Genomic DNA, 10,252 nt, shown 5'->3' on the forward strand with positions numbered 1-10,252 from the left:
TTGTAACATGGGACTAAAATACTCATTCCCTTTCCATCTTCATAACCATGATCAATCATCCATTTTTTTAGTTTTGAATTTCGTTTGACCGTTTCGTTAGATTCACGGAACCAGGGTAAACAATGGTATAAATGTAACACTGGGAACGTAACACTTATTATGAAAAAAGAGAAGATAAATATATCCAAAAAAAACACTCCTTTAGTAAACTACAGTCCTAATCCAAAAATTGTAATGAACTCGACCGTTGTAATGTTCATAGCTGTTGAAGTAGTTCTTGACCACAAAAAAATACCTCTGCATTGGGTATTTTTAGTATAGTGAATTTGACTAAAATCAGACTAACCAAAAATGTGATTTCTTATTTGATATCTAACAAAGGAAATACAGGCCATATACGATACTTTCGTATAATATCATTGGTCTTTATGTGGGTCAAAATCACTATCTTACTTGGATTTTCTCTTCCAATGAGCATCTTTTAAATGGTGATAGTACGGTGCTTGGGAGAAATATCGGATGATTGAGGCTGGTTAGGACAATTGATCTTGCAAGAGAAGATATGAAACTACAACGTAGGTCTTGATATAGTTATGGGTTTGAGTGAAGCTCAAGTCTTTTTTAGATAAAGATCAGCCACCAGGACAAGATAAAGCCTACCCTCTTAAGATTCTTCTCTTTACTCTCGAATGTTTTGTAGGTTTTGTGAAAAGAGGAAATTAATTTTAGTACGGTACGGTTCTTGTGGTGAAATAAAAGCTTGCCGTTGGCACTAAAGAGAAGGATATAAAAGGTGGTTGCCTACAGTCGTCTTTATTTTTTGAACCACAATTACACAAAGCTTATTGCATTTGCGGTTTAATCAGAAAAAAACTGCTTTAATACAGCCCTGTCAACAGGGCTATTAAGTCAGTACATAATAAGATTCCCCTTCCTATTTAGGGGGAATTGCGTGCATATTGCGTGCCTTCCAATTAAAAAAAGTCCCTTCTTTTGTGATTCCTGGCTAAAGAAGGGACAACACGGTAGGAGGATGATCGTTGGAAGACATCCTTAATTCCACCCTACCATACTCATGTAAATAAATTAAGGAAAAAGAAATGGTAAACGGTTCATCTTTTTTCAAATATTCCTTGTTGCCGTCTTTTTTGGTCTTCACATAAACGTTATTGGTGTACCAGCGCCTAAGAGGATTGTCACCAAAGATAACCTTGTGCTTTGCAAACATAATTTCAACTTTGGGAGCCAAAAGAGAATGAATCGCTCTTGGATTCCTGATGAAATTTAACTCAAATCCTCCTGCTTCGAGCGTAGTCCTGACCAGATCTAGCCGGAAGGTATCGGCTACAATCTTGGTAAGGCCGTAATGCTCCCGCATCTCTACGAACCAATCAACAATATGGCGTATGTCTATGACCGGCTCATCCACAATAGTCAGCAACCCGTCTTTTTCCCACTCTTAATAGGCACCTTTAACTTTACCGTATCAAAAAACCCTTTACGGACGAATTCCAAAAAGTTGAGTTCCAAATTGTTCGGCGGCTGCTTTTTGAATATTGGGTAAAACATGTGAGTACAGATCAAGGGTCACTGTGATGGAAGAATGCCCAAGACGTTCCTGGACAACTTTTGGATGAACTCCCTGTTTAAGCATTAAGGTTGCATGAGTGTGACGAAGATCATGGAATCGTATTTTTTTAAGCATGGACTCGTTGAGTAGATTAAACCAGTTCCGGTCAAGGTTACGAGGCAGAATGAATGAACCAGTCGAGCTTGCAGTTACTAAATCCTGGTCTTTGTAGGTTACACGATTTTGCATTTTGAATTTCATCTGTTTATGTTTGTGTTCTTTTAGTTCATTCATGACATAATCAAATAGGGAGATGTTTCTGTAACTGTGATTGGTTTTTAAGGGGCCAATTTCATGACCTGCCGAAACAAGGGAGATCGCTTTTCTTATTCAAGGGGTGCGTTAGTTGGGGAAGAAATTTCTGGTCCCAGCACAAAATTTAATTAAAAAAACTCGCCCCAAAAAACGGACCAGTTTTTTGTGTTTTTACATACCAATTATTATGTCAAACAGGCATTTTGTATAATAACCTCTCACTAACACAAAACGATTATTCTATAGGGTGTGGTTTGGGCGGGGATACTTTTTGTGGCAGGTCCATAGATAACAATTAAATCTCGGTTCGCAGGGGTTCTTGAAAAGGCCTGCCCATTTGTTAAAACTATTTGGGTATATGATGGAGATATATTTAAACGTAATCGTCCATCACTACTCACCAACTGACTATTAAAATAATCTACTTTTACATTCTGATTTGGGCTATCTTTAACCATAACAAGTGCTTGATATTGTGGAGGGTAAATAAGAAGGGCAGGTGCATCCCCGTCATAATATCCAGTCACGCGATCTCCTACTGTCACCATTACTTGGTCTACAAAGTAAGTGGTGGGTGACACCACGAAATTTACTATGGCTCCCAATCCGTTTTCTAAAGATATTAATTTATAACAGCCTTCTCCTTCACCATTTTGACCTGTAAATAAATCACTAATCATAGTAACAGTCCCGTGAAAAGAATAAAAATTTGTCATACTCATACCTCCATTGCTTAAACATTTGAACTGCAAGCGTCATTTTTGAACATTAATAGGGGCTGCTTAACTTTGTTCCAAGTATCGTTGTTGCCAATCTTGTGGATATAAATTGAGTGCCATTCCATGTTAAAAGGTTTTCGACATATCCTAATGTATCTGAATTAGAAATACCAATAATCCGTTGAAAAACAAGTAAATCATAACTCATGCTTTTTTGATTTGTAACAATTGGATTTAAAGCACCAGCAGAAAGAACCTCACCTTTAACGGGTTGTTTTAATTTCCCATTTTTATAGTAAAGCTGAGACAGATAATCATTGCCTTTGTAGCTAATGTCAATGGTGAAAAGCAGGTCTAGTGAAGGGCTTCCTACACTTACTTTATATAAATCTTCATAATTGACATTAAACTTGTAGTCATTATTATATTTTTCAAAATCAAACAATTTGCTTGGAATATTGTTTCTAAAGGAATAAATATAGAAAATACCGTAGCCCCCACTTCCTCCAGAATCAATAATCACCAGAATATCCCATATGTTATCTTTAGAAAAATCCCCAAGGAAGAGGTTTGCATTGTATCCTGCATTATTTTGAAGATTAATTGTTGAAATCTGATTAGAACGCCCATCTTGAATTACAAGTGTAATATTATCAGCGAAGATTTCGGTTTCAAGGTGTTTACTTCCATATAAATAGATGTAATCCATTATACCGTCACCAGTAACATCACCTTGCTTCATGTCAAGCAGCGCTATGTTCCTAGAATAGGTATAGTTACCATACGTATGTTCTTGAATTTGCCTGTACAAATAACTCCCCCCAAAAACATTCGGTAATTACTTTGTGTACAATATGCAGGTCAATGCTATATGACACCCATAAAGGTTAAGAAAATGTTCTATATAGTAATGCTAAGGGGATTCAATACTGAAAAATGTGAATGGTTGTTAAAAACCATGAAGGAGCTAACAATTATGTAAGGTCTACAGGGGATATCACTAAGAAGTAACTTTTTTATAGGTAAATACACATTCTTGAGAGTACAAGTTGATAGGCCAATGTCTAAAGAATAGGATGTTGTGAGATTAAAAAGTAAAGGAGTGTATTTTTATGTATCTGTATTATAACAATCCATATAGTCAGCCAGATTATTTATATTCAACTCCATTCCAAGAGGAAAATTATTACTATCCAGCCCCTGATGAAAGACAATTTGGAGGTCAACCTCCATTCGCACCGCCAGGTCAAGGTCCAGCGGCTGGACCACCAACTTCACCACCGCCATCTTTTGTTCCTCAACAACAAGTAGAAACATATGCAGTTGACCCAGGCGGTATTGCAAGATGTTTATTCAGATACACGTATGTATGGCTGACAGGTTTTGAGCAATTTTGGTTTTATCCAACATTTGTTGGTCGAAACTCTGTCTCAGGGTATCGTTGGACTGGATTTAGATGGGTTTATTTCGGAATAGACTTACGACAAATTCAATCGTTTACTTGCTTTTAATAAGAAAGGGTTTGTGAATGAATCTTTAATCAGTGGGCACTGAAATGTCATAATTCCAAAAGGTATAATTGCTTAAAAAAATAAGTGATATACCTTTTTATTTTGTTTATAAAAATTAAAAATGTATATTTAAAATTTTATAAAGAAGGACATTTAAAAATAATTAGTAAATTTAGTAAAAGGTGTTCACTAGAAGATCTTTTAATGTGTTATAAAAGGGTAGGAATACACCTACCCAATGATCAAAAAAAATGTTCATTATTTTGCTCATTGCTTTTTTTCTGCTGTTTTGAAATATTTAAAGTGAAAGATGAAACCTCCATAATATCAATGATTCTATAAATCTATTTTCCTCTATTATATATCTTGATGAATGGGCGGCATGATGTAAGCTGTGACTGCTAAAGTAAAGTGGACAGGTAACGCCAAATAAAATTGAACACTTATTTTCCAAATACTGCCCAATATTATGATAGATTGTTAGAGGACCTCATGTTATTGGGGGAAATGAAGGGTGGATAAGTGGCAAGTGTATATGGGAATTTATCAGTTACTTAAACAAGGATTTAATAAGCGTGAGGTGGTAACTGTTACCATATAATGTAAAATAGGTCAAAACACCCTACCGGCTAGGTGACGGCAGGGTGCTTTGTGTATGAAATGCGACTATTTTTCGTTAATTAATAAAGAAATCTATCAGCGGTTGATCGGGTATGGAGACTTTGCCTTTACTAAGCAGTTTAAGATTTTTTAAATCATATTCGTATATACCTTTACTATCAATCGAAAAAAGATGATCATCTTTAATCGTACTTCGGACAGGGTCATTTTTTAATCTATAAGTCTTACCACTTTGTTCGTTTGAATTTAGAACCGTAATATCTCTTCCATGTTTTGTTACAAAATCATAATGAGTAACAAAATAGCTCCCCTTATACTTCAACATTTCCCAAGGGGCATTCTTACTCAATCTTATTGGTTTTATCTTTTGAGAAGAATCATTATATTGAAGGATTAAATCTGTAGGTCCGGAGAAATCACTCTTTGCATTATTGATCAGAAATAATTTGTCATTGCTTGAAAGGATGTCCGTAGGAAATGCCGTATACTCGTTCTTCGATTCATTTAGCGTTTTCAATTTGTCTGACAGGGTATAAATGACTTGTTTTTGAGTTTTTACGTTATCACTAGCAATGACTAACTTTTTCCCCTGAAAAGCAATTCTTTTTAGTACTCCTTTTAGTGAAGTTTCTTTGATAATTCTATTGGATTTAAGATCGATCTTCGCAACTTTCCCTTCATTAATTTTCGAATTATGTATCACATATAGATACTTTTGTTCTACTTCCAAATCGATTGGCTTCGACAACGTTTTTATATAGCTTACTTTTCTTGATTCCATATTAAATTTCACAATTCTATTTTGCATGGAATTTGGGGTACCGACTACAGGAGCGAAATAATTATCACCATATTTCTTTCCTTTTTGCAGCCCACCATATTTAATATCGATATCCTCTCTTTTGTCAAAGCTTTTTGAAAGAAGTGTAATTCTGCTTTCGTTTTTTATAAAAGATGTTGAAACAATACCATATTCAAACGTATTCTCTTTCGTTTCACCATTGGATTTACTTATGGAACCCATTTGCTTACATCCACTTAGTAACAGACAAAGGGATAAAATGATTATAAAAAAGGGTTTATTCATGTATGCAGAACTCCTTTGCAACAAGATAAGAGGCGAGTCATCAGTACTCGCCCCGTCTGTACTTTCACTGTGAGTACACAGTATAGGCTTTGCTGGTTTGGGTTAAATCAACTGGCCAAACCGCTCCTCCGTCATTCAAATCGATGTTTAATTTTTTCATATAGGCATACCAAACCAATTGAGAACAATAAAAGGAATTGTCTTGATTGATATTGAAAAAATTATAATTATATGGTTTCAAACCTGCATAAGTATACGCCTTATCAGCAGTTGAAGCATCTTGGGCTACGGTTGTATTGTGTGTAGATAATGCTTTAAAATGTATATAACGCGAATTCCAGTTGTTATCCCATAAGTTTACGCCGTTTAATGCAGAACCTTTGTTTCCAAACGATTCGATTGCATAGTAACTGTTATAAGAAATTCCAGCATGTCCACCTGCCCACGCGCTTGAACCAGAACTTGCCGTATCCGTAGTTACATAGAAAATACCTTTACGTTTCCATGTAGTTGCAGCTGCGGAAATTGTCCCGGATTCAGCAACCTTTTTATCACCGTAAAATTTCGGGGACTTTTGGGAATCCATTGATTTCTTGAGCTTGTTTGTTTCAAGCTTAGCCTGTTGAATTTCAGCTTTTTGCTTACTTGTAAGATTTGAAGATCCTTCCTCTGCATGCGCACAAGTGCCAGCTCCCAATAGAATCGAAGATACAGCAATTACCCCAACCCATATCTTTAACACTACAATCCCTCCTAAGTTTTTTCAGAATAATTAAAGTACAATATTATTAAGGCATAAAAATACCGCTTTTGCACCAAGATTTTACATCTCAGAACAAAAACGGCCATTTTTTACCAATACTTAAACACCGGAATTAATAAGATATACCCAACTTGCTACTAGAACCAGCGGTATAAAAGCTACAATGATATTCATTACAGTACGTGTTTTTTGTTTTTTCATATTACGCAAAGAGATAACTATGCTAAAAAAATAGAGGACTATACAAAGGATATTTAACGTAAGCCAAATACTCTGGCTGTTAAAACCGTTTGTAATCAAGTTAAGTATTAAAACGAGGTAGCCTGCAATCGTTAAACTTATACATATTTTATTATTCAAAGATTTAGCCTCCTTTAGTAATAGTCGAATTAAACCTAACTTAACATAGAGAGTGTGTGAATCACATTAAAATTTTGACAAATAGTAAAAGGTGTTTCTGGCAATTAACTGATGTATGTTTTGGCAGTATGTTTATTAATCTTTATGAATCGTTACTTAAGGGTAAACCTGTATAAACACTAATATTTATTCATATTTGTGAAGCGATGCTTACTTCACTAACGTGGCAGGTTAGTTGAATGATAAATTTGTTATAAATTAGGTGGTGTAATAATATAGATTTAGACAGGTTTGTAGTAAAAAGATAAAAGATAAAGGTTATGTTTATACATATGATTGGACTATAAATGAGAACGTTACAACATTGGAAGAACTAAAGATAATGAAGATCAGAGCTGTCTTTAAGGCAGCTCTTTCTTTATGCATCTATGGCTTATTAAGTTTAACTATAGCATTGAACGCGACTTTAATTAACACGTATCAAATATTTCCCCACCTTTATCCCCAGAAATATGATCTAGGAACAGCACATAGAATAGTATAGAAATACTGCGGCTAATGCCGGACATGGAGGGGATGTATTTATATGAGTACCAGATTAATCCGGCAGCTGATAAGGTCAAGGCAACAGGAATTAGTCGAACTTGCTGCTTCATTTATTCGAATTCCATCTGAAAATCCATCGCCCGAGTTTAAGAAGCGGTCAGCAGAAATGGGCCGCCATATTAGCCGATACCTAGCAGCAAAAGGGTTCTTGATTACCGAGCACCGCCGTAGCGAAAATGCGCTGGTTACCGTGGTCTGTGATGCTCCCTTAACCAGGGTACCTGGTCCACGGCTCCTATTTTGTGGACATACAGATGTCGTACCTGCAGGCGATTGTTCACATTGGACCTCCGATCCTTTCTCAGGAGAAGTCAGAGCGGGTATGCTTTTGGGTAGGGGAGCCTCCGATATGAAAGGAGGCTTGGCATCACTGATTTTTGTGGCTGGACTACTTCAGGAGTTCGCCCCCACTCTTAATTTGAAAGGTAGCCTAGGAGTTATTGCCTCTCCGGATGAAGAGACTGGCGGCATTGAGGTGGCCTCGCTCCTGGATCAAGGATTGATTAAGGGTGATGCTTGTCTGATTGGTGAACCAACGGACCCCCACCATCCGAATGCCGGCGAAAAGGGCAAGGCATGGATGCAGGTGATCATACCAGGTCAGACAGATCATGGCAGCCTACAACCGCTTTATGGAATCTCAGCCATACGAAGAGGGGCAGCCGCTGTCGAAGCACTAACCAAGCTATGGGAGCTCAAGGCAACGCCTCCGGCAGAGCCTTGTCAACTTTTGTACAATACTGAGTGGCTCCTATCTCAGTGTCTAGGAAATCCCTTATTGTCACAGTTACTTTATCGTCCCTCTTACAATCCAGGTGTAATCCAGGGCGGAACAAATGTGAACGTCGTCGCAGACAAGTGTATCATTAAAGTGGATACCCGGGTTCCATTCGGTATGAAGTTCGAGTTTGTACTTGATGTCGCTAGGAATCTTGTTAGTGCTGTAGCGCCAGGTGCGGTTGTAGAGCCAATGGTACCCTGTACTAACCCGAACTGGACCTTAGAGAATCGTCCAATTGTGAGGGCCATAGAACTGGGAATCCAGAGTGTCCTCGGAATGGAGGAACCCGTCTTCAGCGTACTTTCGCTTAGTTCAAGTGATGCCAGTCACTTCCGGCGCCATGGAATTGATACCGTCCTTTACGGTCCTGGGCTGGATCACACCATCCATGGGTACGATGAGCGGGTTTCAGTGGAGAACTTAATAGAATCTGCCGAGATATATGCTGAGACGGCAGTCAAGTATCTTAGGTCATTTTAAATCTATTTTAACTAAACTTTATGTAGCGGTAACGTCAGGATTTTGACAATTTATAACGTTAAGATAGAACCCCTTGTATCAATAGGGTCTAGCCTATTGATATGGAGTCAATATTACGTGAAACAAGGCTTACTAGTGTCTCGTATATCTTGTCTCAACACATTTATCGTTGCTACACCAACTCATATCTACTTCCTAGAACAGCTTAACGTTGTAAATCCGCATTTTCCTGACGCTACCCCATAGCCATCAAGGTAAGAAATCCCTTGTTCCCCAAAACGAAAAAAATGAGCTGAATTCTCATAAATAACTGTAGAGGTATAAAATTTTCATTTTGGGGGTACTTCAAAATATAGCTTGATGAGTATGAGGTGCAGCCAACATAGTGTAAAAACAGGTCACTTAATGGTGATAAATACCACAAAGTGACCTGTTTACTTTTTTCCTATTCATATTCCTCCAAGGATTAAATGGGTACCCTCGATACTCTCCAATCCTAGGCATTTTACTAGCTGAAGCCCACTTTTTAGTAGATTTTGATTCACTGGTGTTGCTCTGTAATAAAGTTTGATAATTATATTTATATATTAAAGATTGATAATTTGTAAAAAAGTTTGATTAAAATCACATTACCTCTTTAGTTTTTCATAGATGGTTTTTTGATATTTATGTTAAAAAATTATAGAGATTGTGAAAGAATGTACTTAAACTAACGTAGCAGTTTAGTTAATAAGAAGAAAGGTAACGGAGCTTAATTCAACTTGTATATACAAGTACTCTAATTGTATGCGTCATCAAATAGATTTGAAAGTAGGTCATAACAGATGAAAACTGAAAAAGAAAAAATGTTGGCTGGAGAGATGTACAAGCCTGCGGACTCAGTATTATTAAAGGAACGTGAGGAAGCAAGACGAAAGGTTAGAATATATAATCAAACTTTAGAAACTGAAGGCGAAAAGCGAACTAAATTATTAAAGGAATTACTCGGTTCAACTGGAGAAAACGTATATATGGAGCCAAATATACGTTTTGATTATGGTTATAACACGCACGTAGGAGAAAACTTTTTTGCAAACTTCGACTGTACCATTTTGGATGTTTGTGAAGTACGATTTGGGGATAATTGTTTGCTAGGTCCCGGCGTTCAAATCTACACTGCAACGCATCCACTTAATCCAACTGAACGAAATTCGGATAAGGAATATGCAAAACCGATTACTTTTGGAAACAACGTATGGATTGGAGGAAGTTCAGTAATAAACCCAGGAGTAACGGTAGGAGATAATGTTGTTATCGCCTCTGGTGCAGTTGTTACTAAAGATGTCTCAGATAACGTAGTTGTAGGTGGGAACCCAGCAAGAATAATTAAACAAATTGAATAATAGAGAATCGAAAAAAGTTTGTGAACCATAGTACTTAAACTCCCTCGGTAACTAAGG

9 protein-coding genes and 1 pseudogene are annotated in these 10,252 nt (G+C 36.9%); 3 read left to right on the forward strand and 7 right to left on the reverse strand.

What is annotated here, in order from left to right; genetic code table 11:
* From ABHN01_RS16345 to ABHN01_RS16365, 5 genes and pseudogenes are all read right to left on the reverse strand, one after another.
* Positions 1–188, reverse strand: a 188-nt coding sequence (locus tag ABHN01_RS16345) for a hypothetical protein (protein ID WP_429876411.1), incomplete at its 3' end; no start/stop codon positions are given.
* A gap of 923 nt (positions 189–1,111) precedes the next feature.
* Positions 1,112–1,509 (reverse strand): annotated as a pseudogene (locus ABHN01_RS16350) (terminase large subunit); the annotation flags it as partial.
* On the reverse strand, positions 1,499–1,960 hold the full coding sequence (locus ABHN01_RS16355; RefSeq protein WP_429876418.1) for a site-specific integrase: 462 nt from the start codon (positions 1,958–1,960) through the stop codon (positions 1,499–1,501). The gene ABHN01_RS16355 and the pseudogene ABHN01_RS16350, both read right to left, overlap by 11 nt.
* 146 nt (positions 1,961–2,106) lie before the next feature.
* Positions 2,107–2,601, reverse strand: a complete 495-nt coding sequence (locus ABHN01_RS16360) for a hypothetical protein (RefSeq protein ID WP_429876412.1) — start codon at positions 2,599–2,601, stop codon at positions 2,107–2,109.
* Positions 2,602–2,653: 52 nt separating this feature from the next.
* Positions 2,654–3,415 carry a VCBS repeat-containing protein gene (locus ABHN01_RS16365; protein WP_429876413.1) on the reverse strand — a complete coding sequence of 254 codons (762 nt, stop codon included), beginning with the start codon at positions 3,413–3,415 and terminating at the stop codon, positions 2,654–2,656.
* Between the two features lie 301 nt (positions 3,416–3,716).
* On the opposite strand from ABHN01_RS16365, the gene ABHN01_RS16370 reads away from it, so the two are divergent.
* On the forward strand, positions 3,717–4,115 hold the full coding sequence (locus ABHN01_RS16370; protein ID WP_429876414.1) for a hypothetical protein: 399 nt from the start codon (positions 3,717–3,719) through the stop codon (positions 4,113–4,115).
* A 676-nt stretch (positions 4,116–4,791) separates the two neighbouring features.
* Here ABHN01_RS16370 and ABHN01_RS16375 read toward each other — a convergent pair.
* Complete coding sequence (locus ABHN01_RS16375) at positions 4,792–5,823, reverse strand: hypothetical protein (protein ID WP_429876415.1); 1,032 nt, start codon at positions 5,821–5,823, stop codon at positions 4,792–4,794.
* 64 nt (positions 5,824–5,887) lie between these two features.
* Complete coding sequence (locus ABHN01_RS16380) at positions 5,888–6,565, reverse strand: YiiX/YebB-like N1pC/P60 family cysteine hydrolase (protein ID WP_429876416.1); 678 nt, start codon at positions 6,563–6,565, stop codon at positions 5,888–5,890.
* A gap of 1,093 nt (positions 6,566–7,658) precedes the next feature.
* On the opposite strand from ABHN01_RS16380, the gene ABHN01_RS16385 reads away from it, so the two are divergent.
* Positions 7,659–8,813 carry a M20 family metallopeptidase gene (locus ABHN01_RS16385; RefSeq protein WP_429876419.1) on the forward strand — a complete coding sequence of 385 codons (1,155 nt, stop codon included), beginning with the start codon at positions 7,659–7,661 and terminating at the stop codon, positions 8,811–8,813.
* An 824-nt stretch (positions 8,814–9,637) separates the two neighbouring features.
* A complete protein-coding gene (locus ABHN01_RS16390; RefSeq protein ID WP_429876417.1) occupies positions 9,638–10,195 on the forward strand; it encodes a sugar O-acetyltransferase in 558 nt (185 codons plus the stop codon).
* Positions 10,196–10,252 lie beyond the last annotated feature (57 nt).

It is taken from the genome of Fictibacillus sp. NRS-1165 (genome assembly GCF_050468105.1).
Taxonomy (GTDB): Bacteria; Bacillota; Bacilli; order Bacillales; family Fictibacillaceae; genus Fictibacillus_C; species Fictibacillus_C terrinigri.

Bases quoted from the DNA above. Each gene is read 5' to 3' on its own strand.
- ABHN01_RS16390 (WP_429876417.1), top strand. From the start codon at position 9,638: ATGAAAACTGAAAAAGAAAAAATGTTGGCTGGAGAGATGTACAAGCCT.
- ABHN01_RS16375 (WP_429876415.1), bottom strand. From the start codon at position 5,823: ATGAATAAACCCTTTTTTATAATCATTTTATCCCTTTGTCTGTTACTA.
- ABHN01_RS16370 (WP_429876414.1), top strand. From the start codon at position 3,717: ATGTATCTGTATTATAACAATCCATATAGTCAGCCAGATTATTTATAT.
- ABHN01_RS16385 (WP_429876419.1), top strand. From the start codon at position 7,659: ATGGGCCGCCATATTAGCCGATACCTAGCAGCAAAAGGGTTCTTGATT.
- ABHN01_RS16360 (WP_429876412.1), bottom strand. From the start codon at position 2,601: ATGACAAATTTTTATTCTTTTCACGGGACTGTTACTATGATTAGTGAT.